General features: G+C 50.6%; 21 protein-coding genes. 11 read left to right on the top strand and 10 right to left on the bottom strand.

Annotated features, from left to right (window positions below; genetic code table 11):
• Positions 1-211 precede the first annotated feature (211 nt).
• Positions 212-1,411: an NAD(P)/FAD-dependent oxidoreductase gene (locus PsAD37_RS00155; protein WP_063294435.1), complete on the top strand. Its 1,200-nt coding sequence runs from the start codon at positions 212-214 to the stop codon at positions 1,409-1,411.
• Positions 1,412-1,493: 82 nt separating this feature from the next.
• On the opposite strand, the gene PsAD37_RS00150 is transcribed toward PsAD37_RS00155, so the two are convergent.
• Positions 1,494-2,276 (bottom strand): alpha/beta fold hydrolase, encoded by a 783-nt coding sequence (locus PsAD37_RS00150; protein ID WP_063294434.1) that lies wholly within the window; start codon positions 2,274-2,276, stop codon positions 1,494-1,496.
• A 349-nt stretch (positions 2,277-2,625) separates the two neighbouring features.
• Between PsAD37_RS00150 and PsAD37_RS00145 the strand changes: the two genes are divergently transcribed.
• Complete coding sequence (locus tag PsAD37_RS00145; protein ID WP_063294433.1) at positions 2,626-3,237, top strand: L,D-transpeptidase; 612 nt, start codon at positions 2,626-2,628, stop codon at positions 3,235-3,237.
• Positions 3,238-3,309: 72 nt separating this feature from the next.
• Here PsAD37_RS00145 and PsAD37_RS00140 read toward each other — a convergent pair whose 3' ends face one another.
• From PsAD37_RS00140 to secA, 5 genes are all read right to left on the bottom strand, one after another.
• The gene (locus tag PsAD37_RS00140) at positions 3,310-3,996 is read right to left on the bottom strand and encodes a hypothetical protein (protein WP_208991592.1); all 687 of its coding nucleotides are present in this window, start codon (positions 3,994-3,996) and stop codon (positions 3,310-3,312) included.
• A gap of 254 nt (positions 3,997-4,250) precedes the next feature.
• Complete coding sequence (locus PsAD37_RS00135; RefSeq protein WP_063294431.1) at positions 4,251-4,856, bottom strand: GyrI-like domain-containing protein; 606 nt, start codon at positions 4,854-4,856, stop codon at positions 4,251-4,253.
• A gap of 10 nt (positions 4,857-4,866) precedes the next feature.
• Positions 4,867-5,409, bottom strand: a complete 543-nt coding sequence (locus tag PsAD37_RS00130) for a PadR family transcriptional regulator (protein ID WP_063294430.1) — start codon at positions 5,407-5,409, stop codon at positions 4,867-4,869.
• Between the two features lie 98 nt (positions 5,410-5,507).
• Positions 5,508-6,275 carry a hypothetical protein gene (locus PsAD37_RS00125; protein ID WP_208991591.1) on the bottom strand — a complete coding sequence of 256 codons (768 nt, stop codon included), beginning with the start codon at positions 6,273-6,275 and terminating at the stop codon, positions 5,508-5,510.
• Positions 6,276-6,446: 171 nt separating this feature from the next.
• The gene (gene secA, locus PsAD37_RS00120) at positions 6,447-9,239 is read right to left on the bottom strand and encodes a preprotein translocase subunit SecA (protein WP_063294429.1); all 2,793 of its coding nucleotides are present in this window, start codon (positions 9,237-9,239) and stop codon (positions 6,447-6,449) included.
• A 266-nt stretch (positions 9,240-9,505) separates the two neighbouring features.
• Between secA and PsAD37_RS00115 the strand changes: the two genes are divergently transcribed.
• The 5 genes from PsAD37_RS00115 to PsAD37_RS00095 all read left to right on the top strand — a co-directional run bounded on the left by PsAD37_RS00115 (position 9,506) and on the right by PsAD37_RS00095 (position 13,271).
• Positions 9,506-10,375, top strand: coding sequence for a peptidylprolyl isomerase (locus PsAD37_RS00115; protein WP_063294428.1), 870 nt, complete (start codon positions 9,506-9,508; stop codon positions 10,373-10,375).
• A gap of 127 nt (positions 10,376-10,502) precedes the next feature.
• Positions 10,503-11,735 carry a bifunctional glutamate N-acetyltransferase/amino-acid acetyltransferase ArgJ gene (gene argJ / locus PsAD37_RS00110; protein WP_063294427.1) on the top strand — a complete coding sequence of 411 codons (1,233 nt, stop codon included), beginning with the start codon at positions 10,503-10,505 and terminating at the stop codon, positions 11,733-11,735.
• Positions 11,716-12,537: an N-acetyltransferase gene (locus tag PsAD37_RS00105; protein WP_063294426.1), complete on the top strand. Its 822-nt coding sequence runs from the start codon at positions 11,716-11,718 to the stop codon at positions 12,535-12,537. Before argJ ends, PsAD37_RS00105 begins: the two co-directional genes overlap by 20 nt.
• A gap of 84 nt (positions 12,538-12,621) precedes the next feature.
• Positions 12,622-13,026, top strand: coding sequence for an 8-oxo-dGTP diphosphatase MutT (gene mutT, locus PsAD37_RS00100; RefSeq protein ID WP_063286043.1), 405 nt, complete (start codon positions 12,622-12,624; stop codon positions 13,024-13,026).
• A gap of 29 nt (positions 13,027-13,055) precedes the next feature.
• Entirely contained in the window at positions 13,056-13,271 is a 216-nt protein-coding gene (locus PsAD37_RS00095; protein WP_057463468.1) for a Flp family type IVb pilin, read from the top strand.
• Here the strand turns inward: PsAD37_RS00095 and PsAD37_RS00090 are convergent, their stop codons facing one another.
• Positions 13,272-14,156, bottom strand: coding sequence for a methyltransferase domain-containing protein (locus PsAD37_RS00090; protein WP_063294451.1), 885 nt, complete (start codon positions 14,154-14,156; stop codon positions 13,272-13,274).
• Positions 14,157-14,284: 128 nt separating this feature from the next.
• On the opposite strand from PsAD37_RS00090, the gene PsAD37_RS00085 reads away from it, so the two are divergent.
• The 4 genes from PsAD37_RS00085 to PsAD37_RS00070 all read left to right on the top strand — a co-directional run bounded on the left by PsAD37_RS00085 (position 14,285) and on the right by PsAD37_RS00070 (position 17,019).
• Positions 14,285-15,130, top strand: a complete 846-nt coding sequence (locus tag PsAD37_RS00085; RefSeq protein WP_063294425.1) for a ComF family protein — start codon at positions 14,285-14,287, stop codon at positions 15,128-15,130.
• Between the two features lie 156 nt (positions 15,131-15,286).
• Entirely contained in the window at positions 15,287-15,550 is a 264-nt protein-coding gene (grxC, locus tag PsAD37_RS00080; protein WP_063294450.1) for a glutaredoxin 3, read from the top strand.
• A gap of 48 nt (positions 15,551-15,598) precedes the next feature.
• Positions 15,599-16,453 carry a carbon-nitrogen hydrolase family protein gene (locus tag PsAD37_RS00075; RefSeq protein ID WP_063294424.1) on the top strand — a complete coding sequence of 285 codons (855 nt, stop codon included), beginning with the start codon at positions 15,599-15,601 and terminating at the stop codon, positions 16,451-16,453.
• The gene (locus PsAD37_RS00070; protein ID WP_063294423.1) at positions 16,450-17,019 is read left to right on the top strand and encodes a DUF1178 family protein; all 570 of its coding nucleotides are present in this window, start codon (positions 16,450-16,452) and stop codon (positions 17,017-17,019) included. The genes PsAD37_RS00075 and PsAD37_RS00070 overlap by 4 nt, the downstream gene beginning before the upstream one ends.
• A 74-nt stretch (positions 17,020-17,093) precedes the next feature.
• Here the strand turns inward: PsAD37_RS00070 and PsAD37_RS00065 are convergent, their stop codons facing one another.
• The 3 genes from PsAD37_RS00065 to ubiG form a co-directional block, all read right to left on the bottom strand.
• On the bottom strand, positions 17,094-17,663 hold the full coding sequence (locus PsAD37_RS00065; RefSeq protein WP_063294422.1) for a phasin family protein: 570 nt from the start codon (positions 17,661-17,663) through the stop codon (positions 17,094-17,096).
• A 221-nt stretch (positions 17,664-17,884) separates the two neighbouring features.
• The gene (locus tag PsAD37_RS00055; RefSeq protein WP_208991590.1) at positions 17,885-18,592 is read right to left on the bottom strand and encodes an alpha/beta fold hydrolase; all 708 of its coding nucleotides are present in this window, start codon (positions 18,590-18,592) and stop codon (positions 17,885-17,887) included.
• A 32-nt stretch (positions 18,593-18,624) separates the two neighbouring features.
• Positions 18,625-19,401, bottom strand: a complete 777-nt coding sequence (gene ubiG, locus PsAD37_RS00050; RefSeq protein ID WP_057463462.1) for a bifunctional 2-polyprenyl-6-hydroxyphenol methylase/3-demethylubiquinol 3-O-methyltransferase UbiG — start codon at positions 19,399-19,401, stop codon at positions 18,625-18,627.
• Positions 19,402-19,458 lie beyond the last annotated feature (57 nt).

Raw genomic sequence — 19,458 nt, 5'->3', positions numbered from 1 at the left:
TTTGCCCGGCGTATCTTTTTCTGAAAACCGCAAGGCACTTTTCAGAGATACGACCTTAAGATCTTCACAAATTTTCATTTTAAATGTGGCGCTTGCTCTGGTTTTTGCTAGGGCTAAGCGTCACATTGCTTTTGCGGTACGGGTTTGTTGAGCAAAGCAGACAACACGGATCTGCTGTGTTGTTTGACTGCGACTAATACGGGTTTTGAGAATGATTAATAAGATTGTTGTGGTGGGTGCTGGACAAGCAGGTGTGCAGGCCGCGCAAACTCTTCGACAAAAGAGATATGAAGGCGAGCTTGTGATGCTTGGAAACGAGCCTCAGCCGCCTTATCAACGCCCGCCGCTCTCCAAGAAGTTTCTGAGTGGAGATGTGGAGCCGGATGCGCTGTTTATTCGTCCAGAAGCGTTTTATGAAACCAACAATATCGATCTGAAGGTCAATGCGCATGTTGATAGCATTGATCTGGAGAAGAAGAGTGTCAGGCTGGCAAGCGGTGAAGAGGTGAGTTGGGACAAGTTGCTGCTTGCAACCGGAACTCGCGCTCGCGATTTGCCATTGCCGGGTGCGGAGCTGGAAGGCGTTGTGACGCTTCGCTCCATTGGTGATGTTGAGCTCATCAAGCAACTCTTTGTGCCTGGCAAGAAACTTGTTGTTATCGGTGGCGGTTATATCGGTCTGGAAGTGACGGCTGTTGCAAAGAGCATGGGGCTGGATGTTGTTGTGCTGGAAGCGCAGGAGCGTCTGCTGAAGCGTGTGGTTTCGCCCGATATCTCATCGTTCTTCCATGGTTTGCATTCCGGCAATGGAGCGGAACTCTTTTGCGGAACCGGTGTGACCAGCATTGAAGGGACTGATGGCAAGCTTTCTTCCGTGAAACTTGCTGATGGCAGTGAAATTCCGTGTGATCTGGTACTTTCTGCGGTTGGTGCTGTGCCGAATGCGGAGCTTGCAGAGGCCGCTGGTCTGGACGTGGATGATGGCATTCTGGTTGATGGAGCAGGGCAGACCTCTCACGAGGATGTTTATGCTTGCGGCGATTGTGTTCGCTTCTTTTCAGAGCGCTATGGACGTAGCATTCGTCTGGAGAGCGTTCAAAATGCGATTGATCAGGCAAAAGCAGTCGCTGTTGCGTTGACTGATCCCGACCATGACCACAGTCACGACTACGATCCTCTGCCGTGGTTCTGGTCTGACCAACATCATATCAAGCTGCAGATTGCCGGATTGTCTAATGGATATGATGAGGCAGTGCTTGTTGGGGATACAAGTTCCGACAGCTTCTATGTCGCATATCTGGAAAAAGGCAAACTGATTGCGGTTGATAGCATCAATCATCCACGCTCGCACATGATGGCGCGCCGGGTGATCGGGCAGGCGTGGAAAGACGGTCTGCTTCCACCAGCTTAAGTTGACGATCTTAGAGGCGTGCCAGAGAGAGCTCCGGCACGCTTTTTTAGTCAAACCTCAGCACAAAGGTTGGATTTTGGCTTTAGCGGGTGTTTTCCAGAATAAGTCGGATTACTTCCTGCGCGATTTCCATGTGAACCATGTGGCCGACACGATCGAAAACGTGGCAGGCGATTGGTCCTGGCAGTTTATGGCATTGACGGGTTGGCAAGATCTTGTCCTGTGTGCCCCAGACCACCTTGATTGGCATTGGCAGCTCGCCGAGTTTACTAGTTGGAAGTACGCCCTGACTTTCGCCTTCCAGAATAAGTCCTGATACAGCTTTGAGTGCTTCAGCAGCGCCCGGAGTGGAACGCTGTGTGGCAACATACTCTGCCAGTTTTCTTGGAAGTTCGAATTCAAGACCAACAAACTGTTCCAGCAGGACCTGTTGTTCTGCTTCGGTTTGGCCAACTGCATAACGGCGCAGAAGCTTTGCATTGATCTCTGGACCGAACCCGCCCGGAGCAAGCAAAGTGAGGCTTGCAATACGTTCTGGACTGCGCATGGCGATCAGTGTTGCAATTGCACCGCCCATGCTGTGACCCACTAGGTGGACGCGATCGAGCTTCAGCGCATCGAGAGACTTCACGACGGCTTTTGCTGAGCCCACAGCGTTGCATGGCTCAAAATCGGCCAATGCACGTCCGTGTGCAGGAAGGTCAAACGCGATTGTGCGACGTTTGTTTTCTAACTGAACTTGAATATTGCGCCATGTGCTGGCGTCGCCACCAAAGCCATGGATGAAAATAATTGGTTCTGCGCTTTCAGGGCCAAAGGCGGTGAAAGGCAGGCAGGTTACATCTTGGATACTATCGATATTCATATAGGGCCTCCCATTGGGCGTATTATATGCCCCTTTCATTCAGAGGTTTACCTGTGACTTAGGCTAAGGCAGGATTTTTTTATCAGCGGACGAACCGATAGAATTGAGCGAAAATTTTGCTTGGCATGAGGAAAATTGAAAAAAGTGAAACAAATGACCCGCGGAAGTGAGGTTTTGCTTGGATATCGATTATCAGATGTTGATAATCAGTCTCAATTTGAAACATATGGAAACTCAGAGGTCCGAGAATTTTTTTTGGTAGAGTTTGTTCTTTCTCGGCGCTGATTTATTTTTAAAATTCGACAGGTCCCGCAGGGTCAGGGGCTATCGCCAATTTCAGGGGGTGACGATGCGAGGACATCTTCGCAAGGGAATATTTGCTGTCATTTGTACGTTGGTTAGCTTTGTGTTTGTAGCACCGGCAAGCGCGGGCAAGCTGTGGAATCCAGACACACGCCAATGGGACATCTTCCCAGATTCTCCTGCTATGGCATCCAACTCAGCTCGCCGTAAGTTCAAGCGTAAGCTGATCACGTACCGTACTAATGAGAAGCCAGGTACCATCATCATTGATACCGAAGAGCGCTATCTCTATCACGTGCGAAAAAGCGGCAAAGCGATGCGTTATGGCATTGGTGTTGGCCGTGAAGGTTTTGAGTGGAATGGTACCGAGCGTATCACCCGCAAAGCAAAATGGCCGGGCTGGACGCCGCCGGAAGAAATGCGCCGTCGTGAAGCGAAAAAAGGCCGTACTCTTCCACGTTACATGAAGGGTGGGCCAGACAATCCATTGGGCGCGCGTGCGCTGTATCTGGGTGCAACCATCTACCGTATCCACGGTACCACTGAGGACTGGAGCATCGGTCGTGCTGTTTCATCCGGATGTATCCGCATGTTCAACGAAGATGTTTCCTATCTTTATGACAATGTCGATATTGGTGCCAAGGTTGTCGTGAACTAAGTCACGAATGACAGGCTAAGAGAATTAAACCCGGGGCGACCCGGGTTTTTTTATTGGGCAGTTGGATGCGGTTCAGCGGTAGCCATCTGAGACTGGTCTGCAGCACCCTTTGAGTGTTACTGGTTTTTGCCCAGGCTGTGTGATGGTGGCGACCGCCTCTCCCCAAACGAAAGAGTCCAGTGGGGTGAAGGTGCATTGCTTCTCGGAGATGGTCATTTTTAGATCGATGCTTTCATTACCTGCCTGAAGTAATGTGGTGTTCTTGTCTGTTTCATCCTTTACTGACTGAAACGGGACGCGATGGAGCAGTCCGGTGATGTTCGAGTAAGTTACGACGCTGGAGTTCCATTCAATGCTCCAAGACGGCTCAGTTCCTCCGCAGACGCCCAGAACCGGAAGATCTGTCCCGGCGAATGGGACGGGTATAGCGGTTTTCAGCTTTTGGGCTTCAACCCAACCTTCTATCTCTCCGAGGCTGACATGTTGCCAGCGTAGATCGTCAACTTGCTTTTGTTCACCGTCGGAGTTGAGAATTGTATCTCCCGGCAGTTGAACAATAACAGCTGCATCGTCTGATGGTGCATCGTAGATGGAGAGCAGGACGCCGAGGCTTTGGTCTACTTGACTGTAATAGCCGGGGGGCACTTTGAGTGCCTGGGGAGTGACTGGTTGCTCAGAGGCCGTGCCTGAGACTGGTGCCTTATCCTTTTGCGAAGAAGGTGGGGTTTCTGATTGTGCCGTGGCTAGCCGTGTCAGCATTCCCATTGAAATGCTGCTCACTAACATCAATGTTAGAAACTTATGAAATGCATTCCCCGAGAAAACTGAGACCATCTTTTGCTCCTGAGACGCGGATGCTGACAACTCCGCTGCCGCTCGTTTTGTTTTTTCAGGATAGTAGCGGAGTATCGCCTAGGAATTATTAAGTTGTAAGATACTGTTGTTTCACGTCTTTTGGTTTGAAGATGCTTGCAATTCTTTGTCGAGTCCGAGATGGAGGCTTGAAACAGCACTCAGATCACAGGTTGCCGGATGACCGTTTTTCTCTTTTCCGGTGCTGTTCGGATTGGATCGTTAAGGTAGATTTCGTGATGATGTCCGTTAGGTTTTAGAGCATGTTCTGGGAGAAACTCCTGATGAAGTTTTGTGGTGACATTGCGGAGATCCTCATAAGGACCCTTGTGAAGGATTTGGACTGAGCGGCCTTCTGTCAGGATGCCTCTTTGCAATGTCGCAGGTTTTTCTCCGAACCGCTCTATTACGGCTTCTACGCCTTGAGCGAAGAGAGTGCCATCGGTCCAGTGAGGCAGGACAATCATCAAACGCCACTTCAACTTGTCTTTGTTGCCGGCGATGAGATCGGCCATATCGTCGGCCCACCACAGGCATTCCAGAGGTGGTTCCGCAAAGCGTTTTCCCATCCGCTTCTTCGCATCACGTTTGATGGGATAGATCACGGTGAAAAGCCATTTGATCGCTTGAGCGAAGGATGCCCCTTCAGGATTTCCGCTGCCATCGATCACAGCGAATTGCATGTCAGGAACATCGACAAACGAGAAATGGTCGCTTGGCGGGCGGTATAGGTCATACAGTCTGTCTCTGAAATCGGTCGTGGTCATCGTTGTGTCCTCATGTGTTCCATGGTTTGCAGGTCATGTAATCCAGAGTTTTCTGCAGCCAACCTGCCTCTGATTTGAGTTGAGCGATGGAGTAGTCAAAGAGGGCTTCTACGTGATCAGGTAAAGGCTGCTGGTCTAATTGGATGCCTTCAATTCGGATGAGTTCTATTTGGATTGCTTTGCTACGCTGGCTTAAGGCATCTAGGGCCTGTTCTCGTTGCAGTGCTGGCCAGTGGATCATGCCCATGAGTAACGATGAATATGTTGGGCGAACTGTGGTGATGGCTGAGAGCGTCTGTGTGACGAGTGCTTCTTGACCAGCCTCGGTCATGAGGAAGCTCTTCTTAGCTTTGGCACCAGTGGGCTTCTCTGAGGTGACGAGGCCCTTCTTCTCAAGCTTACCCAATACGAAGTAAATGGAAGAGAAGCCGATTTGCGTCCACTCGCGCATCCCGCGCTGCTCGATGACCTGTTCCAGCTCATAGCCATGGCGGGGCATCTCGGAGACAAGGCCGAGGACGAGGAGTTCGCTGTCAGTGAGGCTCTCAGACATGCTATTCTAGCTTTAGAATAAGAATATATTCTAGTACTAGAATAACAGTGTTGAGTCGTCAATATCTGGCTTTTCAGAGGGCTATGTGCGGAGTGAGGCTAATGCTTGCGTGTTACCATAACCAGCATGTTGTCGCGCAGGCTCACATGTTGCCGGTAGAGTAGTAGGCAGCGACAGTTAAATTTGCTTTCACGCTTTTGGAAGTACTCCGCATAGCGATGAATGTCGTGGCGGTTCACATCCTCGATCATGTAGACGCCATGGTCTGCAAGCAGGTCTTTAACGTTCTCGAAGAAGACAATCCCCGCCTCATAATGGTGGAGGCCATCATCGATGATCAGGTCGTAGAGCTCTGGCTTTGCGTTGCTTTTAAAACCTGAGATGCTTTCCTGGCTGGTCTGATCCACCTGATAAGTCTGAATGCGGGTATCAGAGAACAAGCATTTTTCGTCGATGTCGAGGCCGGTGATCTCAGCATTGGGGAAATAGTCTCTCCAGACGCGAAGGGAAGCGCCAGGTTTACCTTCTTTGCCCATGTTTGAAAGGCAGCTGGTGTCATTCGTACCGATGCCGCATTCGAGCACGTTTGCGATCTTGTCGCGACAATGATCGAAAATCATGCTGTAGAAATCGGTGTAGGTGTGAGGCTCCCAGTTGAACTGGGTGGTTTCCGGGCAATTGGTGCCTTTGTCGCTGCCGTACACATCGCAGAGTTGAGCCAGATAGCTGTTTTTTGCAGGTGCGTAGAATGCTTCAATACGCTGTCCGAGATGCTCTTCAACGGATGCTCGTGTTCTTTCCAGTTTGGTTTTTGGGGTGAGCTGTCGGAGGACCTTGTTAAAATCGAGCGTGCTTGAAGTGTTCATGTTTTGCCGCTTCTTACAAATTAGAGCTGAAAGAAGCGTAGATTAACATTCTCAGGTTTTGGGAATACTCCCTCCTTTCTGGTGCAGATTTCCTTGGTGTGAAGCGGGAGGTAGTCTGTAATAAAAAAGGGCCGCCGAAGCAGCCCTTTCTTGAACTTGATTAATGTCGGATCAGACAAGTGCGCCGTGGCAATGCTTGTACTTTTTGCCAGATCCACACGGACAAGGCTCATTACGACCTACACGGCCCCATGTTTCAGGGTCATCGGATTCACGACCGTCTGGTGCAGATGCTGCACGTGCTTCAGCCAGTTGGCGGTCCGCTTCCATCATCTCGTCTTCACCAGTCAAAGGATTGGTGTGATGAGCTTCCATATGGGAAGGCATCTGTGGTGTTTCTGGAGCCTGCTGCTGAACCAACTCAACCATCATCAGCTGTGATGTGGTTGTCTGGCGCAGAGTGCTCAACATGTTTTCAAAGAGAGTGAAGGACTCTGTTTTGTATTCCTGAAGTGGATCACGCTGTGCGTAGCCACGCAGACCAACTGCAGAACGCAGGTGATCAAGATTTGCCAGATGCTCACGCCACAGGTTGTCGATGGTTTGCAGGAGGACTGCACGTTCGATCTGACGCATGACGTCAGGGCCGTAGTTTGCAGCCTTGCTTGCCATAACCTGATTGGCTTCTTTCTTCAGGCGCGCAGTGACTTCTTCGTCCGCAATGCCTTCCTCGTTTGCCCATTCAATGATTGGCAGATCGAGGTTCAGCTTTGTGCGTGCTTCTTCCTGAAGGCCTTGTGTGTCCCACTGCTCAGGGTAAGCGCGTTCTGGAATGTGTGCTGCGACGAGATCTTCTACGAACTCTTCGCGCATTTCTGCAACAGCTTCCTGAGTAACTTCAGGGTCCATCATTTCGAGGCGCTGATCAAAGACCACTTTACGTTGGTCGTTCATCACGTCATCGAATTTCAGCAAGTTTTTACGAATGTCGAAGTTGCGAGCTTCCACTTTCTGCTGTGCTTTTTCCAGCGCCTTGTTGATCCAAGGGTGAACGATTGCCTCGCCGTCCTGCAGACCAAGCTTCTGAAGCATGGAGTCCATACGCTCAGAACCGAAGATGCGCATCAGATCATCCTGCAAGGACAGGAAGAATTTGGAGTGTCCAGGGTCACCCTGACGACCAGAACGACCACGCAGCTGGTTATCAATGCGACGGCTTTCGTGACGCTCAGTCGCAACAACGTAAAGGCCACCAGCCTGAAGAGCTTTTTGCTTCAGTTGCTCGATCTCAGCTTTGATTTCCACTTCTTTCGCTGTGCGCTCTGGGCCAGCTTCCATATCGCCGAGTTCGGTGGAGATACGCATTTCAACGTTACCACCAAGCTGAATATCAGTACCACGGCCAGCCATGTTGGTTGCGATGGTTACAGCGCCGGGCACGCCAGCCTGTGCGATGATGGTTGCTTCTTGTTCATGGTAGCGAGCGTTTAGAACGGCAAAGACTTTCTTTTTGCCTGCATCCTTACCAGTGTACATGCTTGCAAAGCCGAGCGGATCTGACACGTCGATCTGAGTGTAGCCGTTCTTGATGAGCAGGTCGGCGAGCATCTCTGATTTCTCAATGGATGTCGTGCCTACAAGAACAGGCTGACCGCGTTCATGACAGTCATCTACGAGAACCTGAATGGCGTCGTATTTTTCGGCAACTGTACGGTATACTTCATCGTCGTCATCGACACGCTGAACAGCAACGTTGGTTGGAATATCCACCACGTCTAGGCTGTAGATGTCCATGAACTCTTCAGCTTCCGTCATTGCTGTACCGGTCATACCAGCCAGCTTGTTGTACATGCGGAAGTAGTTCTGGAATGTGATGGACGCGAGTGTCTGGTTCTCTGGCTGGATAGCAGCTTTTTCTTTTGCTTCCAAAGCCTGATGGAGGCCCTCAGAGAAACGGCGGCCCGGCATCATACGGCCAGTGAACTCGTCAATAATAACGACTTCGTCGTTGCGGACGATGTAATCTTTATCGCGTTGGAAGAGCTTATGCGCTTTCAGACCCTGCTGAAGATGGTGAACAGCTGTCACGTTCTCCACGTCATAAAGCGATTCGCCTTTTAAAAGATCTGCTTCTGTCAAGAGTTGCTCAAGCTTCTCGTTACCTGCTTCGGTGAAGGTTGCGGAGCGAGCTTTCTCGTCGAGTTCAAAGTCCTCCTCAGTCAATTGAGGAATAAATGTATCGATGAGATTGTAGAAGTCTGTGCGATCTTCCAGCGGGCCGGAAATAATCAGAGGGGTACGAGCTTCATCCACGAGAATGGAGTCAACTTCATCCACGATTGCATAATGATGCGGGCGCTGGCACATGGACTCGCGATCATACTTCATGTTGTCACGAAGATAATCGAAGCCGAATTCGTTGTTGGTGCCGTATGTGACGTCTGCTGCATAAGCGGCTTTGCGCTCTTCATCAGAGATGCCGTGGACGATCAAACCAGTTGTCAGACCGAGGAACCGGTAAACCTGACCCATCCATTCGATATCACGCGTTGCCAGGTAATCGTTCACAGTCACAACGTGAACGCCCTTACTTGTCAATGCGTTAAGGTATACTGGAGCAGTCGCAACAAGGGTCTTACCTTCACCGGTGCGCATTTCGGTGATTTCTCCAGCATGGAGAACCATACCACCGATGAGCTGCACGTCGTAGTGACGAAGACCAAGGACGCGGCGGGAAGCTTCCCGCACGACTGCAAATGCCGGGACCAAGAGGTCGTCCAGCTTAGCGCCGTTTGCCAGTTGCTCGCGGAACTCGTCAGTTTTGGCTCTCAGCTGTTCATCTGTCAGAGCTTCCATTTCCGGCTCCAAAGCAGAAATAGCGTCTACTGTGGGCTTGAGTGTCTTAATCCGACGGTCATTTGCTGAACCAAATATCTTACGAGCGAGTGCGCCGAGCCCCACCATGTGGCGGTCCTTCCTACTTTGGGCGCGCCGGTTTTTTCACGTCGCGGTCGGGCCCTAAAAATCTTCACATTCGTGATCTAACCAGTCAAAACTCTGTGAGTCTGATCTGGGTCACAGCATATTAAACACCTGCGAGTAAAAAAGCAGGCGACAGAGAGATAAGAGTGGGCCGAAAGGTTGTCAACGGCAGTTGCCGTCGCAATATAGTGCTTTGTTGTTTTGCAACTCTTTTTAAACTCTCCATAAACAGGAAAGAAAGTGATCTTATGCTTCGTAAATTTACAGGGATCCTAGGTAGTTCAGCTGCTGTTGCTGCTCTGGTTATTGGGCTGAGTGCAGCGCAGGCACAGGATGCTGATGCGGCTCCAGATCTGGACAAGCCAGTTGCCAAGGTCGGAAGCAGCGTTATTACAGAAGCAGATCTTGCTTATGCAGCTCAGGATTACGCGCAGCAATTGCAGCGTGTTCCACCAACCGAATGGCGCAAGGTTTTGACCGATGTGCTGGTTGAGATGAACCTGCTCGCAGAAGCTGGCGCAGAAGGAAAACTTGCAGAAACTGATGATTTTAAACGCTTAATGGCATTTGAACGCACGCGTGCACTGCGCAATGCGTATTTCCAGAAGTACATTCAGAGCGCTATTACCGAAGACGAAGTTAAGGCCGCTTATGAGGCTGAGTATGCCAACTATCAGGGTGCTCCAGAGATTAATGCAGCGCACATCCTTGTAGAAAAAGAAGATGAAGCAAAGGACATCATCAAGCAGCTTGAAGGTGGTGCGGACTTTGCTGAGCTTGCAAAGGAGAAGTCCACTGGTCCTTCCGGCCCTAACGGTGGTGATCTTGGTTTCTTCGGAAAAGGCCAGATGGTTCCTGAGTTCGAAACAGCTGCTTTTGCTTTGAAAGCGGGTGAGTTCACAAAAGAGCCTGTGCAAACACAGTTCGGTTACCACGTTATTCTGAACAAGGAAGCACGTACACAGTCTGCTCCAGCCTTTGAAACAGCTGAAGGTCAGATCCGCCAGGAGCTGGTTCTGGCGAAATTCCGTGAGGTGCTTGAAGAGCTGAAAGCCAAGAACACTGTGGAAATCATTGGTGCGGATGCTGATGAGCCAAAAGCTGAAGAAAGCAAATAATAGGCCTGTGCTTATTAGCTCTGCTTATTATTGAAATAAAACATCTTGTTTTTGTAGCCCCGGATGGCTTAGGCCTTCCGGGGCTACTTTTTTGCTGCAAAGGCACAGTTTTCTTCGGGAGGTTTTCATGTTCGCGACCATTTCTCCACTCGCACCCAAGTCCTATCCAGAACTTCCGGAAGTTAAGGGCGTTCGAATGGCAACTGCTGCAGCTGGTCTGAAGTATGAAGGACGTACTGATGTTCTCCTTGCTGTGTTTGATGAGCCCGCTCAGATCGCTGGTGTGTTCACGACATCTAAATGCACGAGTGCTCCGGTTGACTGGTGCAAGCAGAACCTTTCCAAAGGTGTTGCGCGTGCGATCATGGTCAATTCCGGGAATGCAAATGCGTTTACGGGCAAGAAGGGGCTCGCATCTGTCCAGCTCTCTGCGGATATCCTCTCAAAGGCGAGCGGGTTTGCTGCGGATGAGCTGTATCTGGCGTCTACCGGGGTGATCGGCGAGCCGCTACCGGCTGAGAAATTTGCTGGTGTGGCTGATGGCCTGGTGGCCGATGCAGTCGCTGACAAGTGGATGGACGCAGCCAAAGCGATTATGACCACGGATACCTATCCTAAGATGAGCACACGTCGTGTGAAGTTGGGTGATGCGACGGTTACGTTGAATGGTATTGCCAAAGGTGCCGGTATGATTGCGCCTGACATGGCGACCATGCTTGGCTTCTTGTTCACTGACGCTCCAATTAAAGCGCCTGCTTTGCAGAGCTTGCTTTCTGAGTGCGTGGGCGGCTCTTTTAATTCCATCACGGTTGATAGTGATACCTCTACCTCTGACACTGTGCTGCTGGCAGCCACCGGGGCTGCCGGAGGGGACTGGATTGAAGGTGCTGCGGATCCGCGTCTTGCGGAGTTCTGTAAAGCTCTCTCCAGCATGATGCTTGAGCTGGCTCAGATGATCGTTCGTGATGGGGAAGGTGCGACCAAGTTTGTTGAAGTGCGAGTGGAAGGTGCTGAGAGCGATACTTCTGCAAAGCGGATTGCTATGGCGATTGCAAACTCTCCTTTGATGAAAACTGCATTTGCTGGCGAAGATGCGAACTGGGGCCGTGTCGTGATGGCTGTTGGCAAGGCGGGTGAGCCTGCTGACCGTGATAAGCTTGCGATCTGGTTTGGCGACATCCGTGTTGCGGTTGAGGGAGAGCGTGATCCTGGCTATAGCGAGGAAGAAGCGTCTGCTGTCATGAAGGAAGACGAGATCATCCTGAAGGTTGATCTTGGTATTGGAAGTGGCGGTGCTACTGTCTGGACTTGTGATCTCACCAAGGAATATGTGGCAATCAATGGTGACTACAGAAGCTAAGCGGGTTCAACTTCGCCAACCGAATTGCGATCTGGAAACGGTGTTGAAGCTGGAGCAGGCAAATCTAAATTGCTTTCCCAGCCTCATGGCGCATCATGATGGGAGCTGGATTTCCCGTCTCTCGCCAGGTGGCAGTGCGCGCCGTAATAACTCTCTGAATTTTTATGATGCCCAAGACGGTGATGAAGCTGAGAGACGATTGGATTCCGCGCGAGCACGCTTCAAACGGCTTGAGATGGCGTTCCATGTTCGCTGGACACCTTTGGTTCCAACAGATGTGGATCAGGTGCTGACCTCTCAGAAGTATGCTCGTGTTGATGAGACTCTGGTGCTGTCACGATCCATCTGGGGGCTTGGCGATACTGATGTGCCTAAAGGGTACAAACTCTCCGAAGTCTCACTGAATGAATGGATTTCTAGTTACGCGCAGGTTGACGGTGCAAAGCGTGGGGAGCCTCTGAGTGAAACAGAGCAGGCACTTCATGATGTGCTTTCAAGAGTGACTGTCGAACTGATCGCGCTGGTGCTTGAAACTGAAGATGGTGTTCCAGCAGCTGTTCTGCTTGGTGTGGTGGATGGCGATCTACTCGGCATCTTTAGTGTGATGACGGCTGAAGCGTTTCGTCGTCAGGGGTTGGCTTACGCTTTGATGTGCGAAGTGCAGAGTCTTGGGGCTAAGCGCGGGGCGGAAACTGCTTGGCTGCAAGTGGTGGCAGATAATGCTGCTGCTGTAGAGCTCTACGATTCCCTCGGGTATCGAGAAGCCTATGCTTATCACTACTGCAACGATGTCCAGCCTTAAGAAAATCAGTAAAATTTCACTCGGGACCTTTGGTATGGTTTCCAAAAGGTTTTCAGAGTGGTCCTTTGTGAAACGGGAAAATAAATGAAAATTGTGATGGTTGCGGCGTGTGCCTTGATTGATGCTGATAACCGCATTCTGCTTGCTCAGCGCCCTGAGGGTAAATCAATGGCAGGTTTCTGGGAGTTTCCGGGTGGGAAGATCGAAGCTGGTGAGACACCAGAGGACTGTTTGATCCGTGAATTATCTGAGGAACTGGGAATTACAGTTAAAAAAGAGTGCCTTGCTCCCCTAAGTTTCGCGAGCCACACTTACGAAGATTTTCATCTGCTGATGCCACTTTACGTTTGTAGGCGCTGGTCGGGCACACCTCACGGGGCAGAGGGGCAAAACCTGAAATGGGTACGGGCAGTGCGTTTACGTGATTATGAAATGCCACCAGCAGATGAGCCGCTGATCCCGCATCTAATCGACCTTGTGTCTTATTAGCGGGAGATCACGGAGAACAAGAGGCAGTAATGGCGTTGAATGAGAAAGCGTATCACAATCAGAAATGTGGATTTACGATTGCTCATATGACCGAAGACGAACGCGGAGCCGCTGCAGTTGAATACGCCATTCTTGCCGCTTTGATTGTTCTTGCCATTGCCGCCAGCCTGACTGCAATTAGCAGCACGATTTCGGACAACTTCCAGTTCATCTCAGATACTTTGCTTGCCGCAATTTCTGGCTAATCAGGACTTTATTTCTTTTGTTCCAAGAGCTTCAGCCAGGCTGTGCTTTGCAGAGCCGGGCTTTAGAGGTTTTTGCTGCGATTCATGTGGTGCCCAGCCGGACAGAGATGCGAAAGTAAAGGTTGCACGGATGCGTCCATCTGCATCTGAGTAATCCTGCGCATAGATCTCTGCCGCTTTCATGAAGACCTTCTTGCTTGTCGGTGACTTCAAGCGTTCTTTCAAAGGGTTCGTTGCACCCATTGCGCGCAGATCTCTGATCAAGTCAAACATGGTGTCGTATCTGACGGTTAACCGATCTATGTCGGTTACTGGGAGTGCGAAACCTGCGCGTTGGAGAAGGCCGCCGAGATCTCTTGTATCTGCAAATGGGATGACGCGTGGCGATACGCCTTCACTGACTTCCATTTCGGCGCGCATCAGACAGTCACGTAGTTCAGCGAGCGTGTCAGTTCCTAATAACAGGCCGAGGAAAAGACCATCTGGTTTCAAGGCGCGTTTAATTTGGACGAGTGTTCCTGGAAGGTCGTCAAGCATCTGCAAGTTAAGTGAAGACACAATCAGGTCCAGGCTTGCCGGTGCGAAAGGCAGGACTGCATCATCCAAAATCAAATCAGGCTCAGACAGATTTGGGTCTGCATCGAACAGATCAGCTCGTAGCAGGTGTTTGATTTTTCCTGATGCTTTCAGTGCTTCAAAAATGTGTCCGGTGTGACCGCCGAGATCAACTCCGCAATCAAACTCTCTGCTGATGAACTCCAGACGATCTTGTAAATCTGCAGCAGCTGCCTTCATCAAGAAATCAGCGCCTTCTTGCGCTCTCTTCAATGCTGTCATGCGACGTTGTGCGATGAGTTTACGATCAAAGAGAGTGTGTTCGCTCATGAGGGCGCCTTTGGCCAGACTGTGCTGCGTGTGCACTATTGGAAATTATAACCCCATTGAACATGGAGTGATGTTCGACGGAGGCTTTGTTAGCTTACTTCTGCTGCAGATATATACGGTGAGCACAGATGAGCGACAAGTTTTCTTCTCTGGAGTGGTTGCCTGATGCAGTGGATAGAGCTGAGCAACCTCTCAAACCCAGCTTAAGCAATATAAAGGTGGCCTCTCACTTACGGCGGGGGTTAAACTTTGTTCTGGATGCTCTGTTTCCTCATAGCTGCCCGATTTGTATCGATTTGGTTCAGGGTGAAGGTGGTTTGTGTCTGTCTTGTTGGCAGACACTGGAATTGATTTCGGCTCCTTATTGTGAGCGGCTTGGTGTTCCGTTGCATTATGAGTTGGGACCGAACGCCTGGAGTGCCACTGCTCTTGTTAATCCGCCTGATTATGATCGAGCCCGGGCAGCAGCCCTTTACAATGGGCCTGCACGAGAATTGGTGAAGCAGTTCAAATTTTATGGAGAGATACGGTTATCGAAGTTTCTTGCCAGATGCATGCTCAATGTAGCAGCAGAACTTGTCGAAGCTGAGAGCTTTCTTGTTCCGGTTCCCCTCCATAGTTCGCGATTGCGAGAGCGTACCTATAATCAATCTGCCTTGCTGGTGAAGGACGTTGGTCGTCATTTGTCGGGACAGGTGCTTCTTGACGGTTTAGTTCGAACACGGCGCACCAACCAGCAAGTTGGGCTCAAACGAGGGGCAAGGACAGCCAATGTAAAAGGTGCCTTTGCAATTGCCGATCATTTTCTGCCAAAGGTATCTGGTGCTCATGTGGTGCTGGTTGATGATGTATTGACGACTGGGGCAACCGTTGAAGAATGTGCTCGGGTTTTGAAAGCTGCAGGTGCGCAACAGGTTGATGTACTTGTTTTTGCTCTGGTCGATCCTGAAAATATGTCTGATGATAGTGATTGAGTGTTGTTGAAAGGCTGTTTCAGCCTATGCGATATAACGAAGTGATCAACTTGAGTTGAGGTGGTCTTGCGGTTTACTTGGTCGTGGGCCATATAGACTTCAGTTTTGATGGCTGAATTTCTATTGGCCTTCGCTGTGTATCCAAAGGACAAGAATATGGCTCAAGTTACTATCTACACCCGTGATATGTGCGGTTTCTGTGCTCGCGCAAAAAGACTTCTTGATGAGAAGGGTGTTGATTATAAAGAATTTAACTACAGCGAAGATCCAACGATCCGTAAGGAAATGATTGCCAAAGCAAATGGTGCAAACACATTCCCGCAGATCTTTATCGGAACTGAGCATATTGGTGGTTGTGATGACCTGTTTGCATTGGAGCGCCGCGGGCACCTCGATGGTCTGCTGAGCGTTGGTCTTTAAAGAAGCTTAGGAAGCGTATTGCGAACTACGCTTTGAAAGTGAGAATTGATGACAAGTTTTGTGGCTGCATGTGTCCAGATGAGAACGGGACGAAACCCGCTCGAAAATCTTGATGTCTGTGAGGCGTTGATAAGAGAAGCTGCTGCTGAAGGCGCGGTTTATGTGCAAACGCCTGAGATGACTAATGTGCTGGAACGTAGCCGCAAAGCGCAACTTGCTGCCTCCAGTTTTGAAAGTGATGATCCATTTTTGAAGCAACTGGGTTTGCTTGCTGGTGAGTTGAATATCTGGGTCCATATCGGATCTCTGGCAATCCGGCTTGAAGATGACAAGCTGGCCAACCGCGGTTTTATGATTTCTCCTCAAGGGCAGATCTCCGCTCGTTATGACAAAATCCATATGTTCGATGTGGATCTGCCAAACGGAGAAAGCTGGCGCGAGTCTGAAAGCTACAGCGCAGGCAATGTGTCTCCTGTTATTGATCTTGGTGTGGCCAAGCTTGGCATGGCGATTTGCTACGATATCCGTCAGCCAGCGCTGTTCCGCGAGCAATCCAAGGCTGGCGCGCAGGTTTTGACTGGTCCGGCTGCTTTCACCAAGCAAACTGGTGAAGCGCATTGGCATGTATTGCAACGCGCGCGGGCGATTGAAAACGGTGCCTTTGTTGTGACAGCTGCACAAGGTGGAACACATGAAGATGATCGCCAGACCTATGGTCATAGCTTGATGGTTGACCCTTGGGGCAAAGTGATTGCAGAGCTTGATCATGATGAACCGGGCGTTTTGCTGGGTGAACTTGAAATGGCAAAAGTGGATGAAGCACGTCGACGTATTCCTGCCATCGAAAATGCACGTGAGTTTTCCGTTGTGACTGTTTCCCTCAATGGGGAGATGGTTAGTTGATTAACTACTCACTTGCCTGCGACGACGGGCATGAATTTGACGGATGGTTCCGGAATTCTGGCGACTACGATAAGCAAAAAGAATTGGGGCTGGTCACGTGCCCGTTTTGTGATAGTGCATCGATCCATAAACGCTTGATGGCGCCGAATGTTTCTACTTCGAGAAGTCGGAAGAAGGCGCAGGTCGAACATCAGGTTTCAAAAGCCGTTGCTGCCGCGCAGGCTAAAGCTACAGAAAAGGCTGCGAGTGAACAGAAGGTAGGTGGTGGAACTGTCCCAGCGAGTTCTGAGCAGCCTATTGCTACGGCAACCCCAGCTGTTGATCTGCAAAAAGTTCCTGAGAAAGCCAAGGAACTGGTGGAGGCACTGCGAGAGTTTCGCAAGCAGGTTGTGACCAACTCAGAATATGTTGGCGATAAGTTTGCCGAGGAAGCACGCAAGATCCACTACGGCGAAACCGAAGAGCGCGGTATCTATGGAGAAACTACTCCCGATGATGCTCAGGAGCTTTTGGAAGAGGGTATTGAACTGATGCCGCTGCCAGTGCTGCCAGAAGACCGCAACTGATTTCTTATGTTGTTATGATGGTAAAACGAAAGGCGCCTCGTTTAGCAGGGCGCCTTTTTTGTTCTGTCACTCAATCAGGCTGACACGTCTTTTCTACCCGGGGCTCGGGGGGAGGACGGTTTATCCGCGCTCTTTGTCCGGCTGCGTGTGCTTGTTGATTTGCGAGGCACTCTGCGGCGAGGTTTAGCCGGTACTTTTGTTGGAGCGGCCTGTGCCATTGCTTTCAGATCATCAATGCTTGTCAAAGCTTCTGATGTTGCCTTCTGCGTTTTGGAAACCGTGCCCTTCATTGTGGAGGACATCTGGTTCATCTGGCGGGCACCTTCCTGCCGACAATCTTCAAAAGCTTCCTGCATGAAGTCGCTGGCAAGTTTTGAGAACTCAATGCCAGTTGGGCAATCCCAGATTTCCTGAACGAAATCTGTGTTGGCTTTCATGCGCTTGTTAAAGAAAGACATGTTTGCATGCATGATTGCCTGATAGTTCTCAAGCATGGACTTGTTGTTGGAAATTGCGTGCTCCAACGCTGTGTTGGAAAGTTGGTCTCCACCCTGCGCCCAGAACCAGCCTTGCCAAGGCAGTCCATCTGTCGCAACGGTCCAGCGCTCCATTGCTTCCTTCATTTCTTTGTCGATGTTTAACATCGTGTCTCCTCCGGACTTTGATCAAGTTCTCGGGCGGCGATCTAGGTCTTGAGACAATATCTTTCGAGCGATCAGGGAAGTTGGAAGAAGCTCGTTTGCCGGTAACTTACGCCGCGTACACCCTCCTGTTTATAGGCGCTAATATTGGCAAAATGATATTCTGGATTCTAAGGGATTTCAGCGGCTTTTTTCTGAAGAACTAGTTAAATTTGCAGGCGTAGCTACGCATCCAACCAGTCTTGAATGAGTTCGCTGGTATGGACTGGGTGTTCCAGTGTAGACAGATGACCGCAATCCGGGATGATGTGTAGCTTGCTGTTTGGTATTGCGTCATGCATTTCGCGGCATCTATCCAGCGGAAGCAAACTGTCTTCTTCGCCTGCAACGATAATCGCCGGGCACTGGATTGCCGGAAGGTCCGGTCTTTGGTCTCGGCGGTTGATGATTGCGTTTTGCTGCTTCAGGAAGTTATCAGCGCCAATATCAGCAGCCATATCGAAAACCACTTGCCGAAGCGCTGTGTCGTCGTGGCGGGCAGGGTGGACAAGTTGAGGGTATTGCATGGAGGCGATTTTGTGGAAGCCTCCCTTCCTCGCAATCTCGATCTGTGTATGGCGAAGTTGCGTCTGGGCGGGGGTGTCGCCTCTGGCGTTGGTGTTTATGAGCGCAAGACGGCTGATACGTTCAGGCGCCAGTCGAATCACCTCCAGAGCGACGTAACCACCCATGGACATGCCGAGGAGAGCGAATTTTTCTGGGGCGTGATCCAGCAGCCTTTGTGCCATGGCCCCTATGGAGTCCATGGCGCAGGTTTCGGCAATGATGATTGGGCGCTCTTTCAGAGAGTTGATCTGAGGGCCGAACAAAGTGCCGGTGCTGGTAAGGCCGGGAATGAAAACGACAGTTTCTGCAGGTGCTGTTTCTGGCATTTTCATTCTCCTTAGTCATTGGATGCCAGCTGTTACTCTGGCTTCCGAGCTATTACCATGTAGTTTACATCCAGATCGGTTGTTCTGGACCAGCTGTCTGTCAGCGGATTGAAGCTCACTCCGCAGCGCTCGTAAATGTTCATGCCGGATTCATTGAGGGGTGCTTCCAGCTCTTCCGGGCGAACCAGCTTCTCATATTGGTGGGTGCCTTTTGGCAACCAGCGGAGAACGCGTTCAGCCGCGACAATCGCGAGGGCATAGGCTTTCAGAGTTCTGTTGATAGTTGCAACGAACATCATTCCACCGGGACGCACAAGATCTGCACAGGAGTTCATGAACAGTGGAACGTCTGCAACATGCTCCACGACTTCCATGTTGAGCACGATGTCGAATTGTTCGCCTGCCTCAACTAGAGATTCAGCGGTTTGTGCGCGATAGTCGATGTTGAGGCCAGATTGCTGTGCATGAAGTGTGGCGACTTTGATGTTGGTTTCAGATGCATCTGCTCCGACAACGGTTGCACCCATGCGAGCCATGGGCTCAGCGAGTAGGCCACCGCCGCAGCCGATGTCCAAAATCCGTAGTCCTTCTAGTGCCTTAGGGGATGTTTCGTCTCGACCAAAGTGGTCACAGGCGTACTCTTTGATATAGGAGATGCGAACTGGGCTGAATTTGTGGAGAGGGCGAAACTTTCCAGTGGGATCCCACCATTCCGATGCAATTGATGAGAAATGCGCAACTTCCGCCGGGTCGATTGTGGTTTGTGCCGGGTTTTTGGCGGCGTTGCTTGGTTTTTGCGCGGTGCTCATAGCTCAACTCTCCACTTTCATCCCGGTACTGGTGGGTCTAATCGCGGTTTTTGTCAA

Source organism: Pseudovibrio sp. Ad37, assembly GCF_001623075.1.
Lineage (GTDB): Bacteria > Pseudomonadota > Alphaproteobacteria > Rhizobiales > Stappiaceae > Pseudovibrio.
The sequence above is the reverse complement of the archived record's forward strand: the minus strand, read 5'-3'. Positions and strand labels throughout refer to the sequence as shown.

What these genes read in the sequence shown, in the direction of transcription:
- PsAD37_RS00105 (WP_063294426.1), top strand. Translation starts at nt 11,716, where the DNA reads ATGGTGACTACAGAAGCTAAGCGGGTTCAACTTCGCCAACCGAATTGC.
- ubiG (WP_057463462.1), bottom strand. Translation starts at nt 19,401, where the DNA reads ATGAGCACCGCGCAAAAACCAAGCAACGCCGCCAAAAACCCGGCACAA.
- PsAD37_RS00135 (WP_063294431.1), bottom strand. Translation starts at nt 4,856, where the DNA reads ATGACCACGACCGATTTCAGAGACAGACTGTATGACCTATACCGCCCG.
- PsAD37_RS00075 (WP_063294424.1), top strand. Translation starts at nt 15,599, where the DNA reads ATGACAAGTTTTGTGGCTGCATGTGTCCAGATGAGAACGGGACGAAAC.
- PsAD37_RS00125 (WP_208991591.1), bottom strand. Translation starts at nt 6,275, where the DNA reads ATGAACACTTCAAGCACGCTCGATTTTAACAAGGTCCTCCGACAGCTC.
- PsAD37_RS00140 (WP_208991592.1), bottom strand. Translation starts at nt 3,996, where the DNA reads ATGCTGACACGGCTAGCCACGGCACAATCAGAAACCCCACCTTCTTCG.
- PsAD37_RS00115 (WP_063294428.1), top strand. Translation starts at nt 9,506, where the DNA reads ATGCTTCGTAAATTTACAGGGATCCTAGGTAGTTCAGCTGCTGTTGCT.
- argJ (WP_063294427.1), top strand. Translation starts at nt 10,503, where the DNA reads ATGTTCGCGACCATTTCTCCACTCGCACCCAAGTCCTATCCAGAACTT.
- grxC (WP_063294450.1), top strand. Translation starts at nt 15,287, where the DNA reads ATGGCTCAAGTTACTATCTACACCCGTGATATGTGCGGTTTCTGTGCT.
- PsAD37_RS00090 (WP_063294451.1), bottom strand. Translation starts at nt 14,156, where the DNA reads ATGAGCGAACACACTCTCTTTGATCGTAAACTCATCGCACAACGTCGC.
- PsAD37_RS00130 (WP_063294430.1), bottom strand. Translation starts at nt 5,409, where the DNA reads ATGTCTGAGAGCCTCACTGACAGCGAACTCCTCGTCCTCGGCCTTGTC.
- PsAD37_RS00150 (WP_063294434.1), bottom strand. Translation starts at nt 2,276, where the DNA reads ATGAATATCGATAGTATCCAAGATGTAACCTGCCTGCCTTTCACCGCC.
- PsAD37_RS00145 (WP_063294433.1), top strand. Translation starts at nt 2,626, where the DNA reads ATGCGAGGACATCTTCGCAAGGGAATATTTGCTGTCATTTGTACGTTG.
- PsAD37_RS00085 (WP_063294425.1), top strand. Translation starts at nt 14,285, where the DNA reads ATGAGCGACAAGTTTTCTTCTCTGGAGTGGTTGCCTGATGCAGTGGAT.
- PsAD37_RS00095 (WP_057463468.1), top strand. Translation starts at nt 13,056, where the DNA reads ATGGCGTTGAATGAGAAAGCGTATCACAATCAGAAATGTGGATTTACG.
- secA (WP_063294429.1), bottom strand. Translation starts at nt 9,239, where the DNA reads ATGGTGGGGCTCGGCGCACTCGCTCGTAAGATATTTGGTTCAGCAAAT.
- mutT (WP_063286043.1), top strand. Translation starts at nt 12,622, where the DNA reads ATGAAAATTGTGATGGTTGCGGCGTGTGCCTTGATTGATGCTGATAAC.
- PsAD37_RS00155 (WP_063294435.1), top strand. Translation starts at nt 212, where the DNA reads ATGATTAATAAGATTGTTGTGGTGGGTGCTGGACAAGCAGGTGTGCAG.
- PsAD37_RS00065 (WP_063294422.1), bottom strand. Translation starts at nt 17,663, where the DNA reads ATGTTAAACATCGACAAAGAAATGAAGGAAGCAATGGAGCGCTGGACC.
- PsAD37_RS00055 (WP_208991590.1), bottom strand. Translation starts at nt 18,592, where the DNA reads ATGCCAGAAACAGCACCTGCAGAAACTGTCGTTTTCATTCCCGGCCTT.